The 484-nt window shown below is 42.1% G+C and carries 1 pseudogene; it reads left to right on the forward strand.

Features of this window, described 5'->3' with window-relative positions:
• Positions 1-484 (forward strand): annotated as a pseudogene (locus ASJ81_RS15220) (PD40 domain-containing protein); the annotation flags it as partial.

Below are 484 nucleotides of genomic sequence, written 5' to 3' on the forward strand. Positions count from 1 at the left end.
CATCTGATTACCCAGTTTGGTCTCCGGATGGAAGAGAAATCCTTTTCTCAAGGGAAAATGGGCTGTATAAGGTGTTTTCAGATGGTACAGGAGAAAAGAAACTTACTTCCACAAATGGAAAGAATTTTACATCCAGCTACGCATGGTCTCCAGACGGAAGCAAAATTTCATATATCGAAAATCGGTACGATGACGCTGCAGGACCCAGAAGCGATTTATGGATAATGAATGCAAACGGGACAGGAAAAAAACAATTGCTTGATACCGTTTGGTATAGGTACCATTACATATACACCTGGTTTCCTACAGGTTCAAAAATACTCTACGCTGAGATATATGAAGAAATTGGGGGCTCCTACTGGGAGATGAAATCAGATGGATCGAATAAACATAATCTCGGAAACATGGGTATTGCTAACAGTATTGCCATGTCACCTGACGCGTCAAAAATAGCAGTTTGTGCGCACGGACCAGCTGACATGGG

This window comes from Methanosarcina spelaei, assembly GCF_002287235.1.
Classification (GTDB): Archaea; Halobacteriota; Methanosarcinia; order Methanosarcinales; family Methanosarcinaceae; genus Methanosarcina; species Methanosarcina spelaei.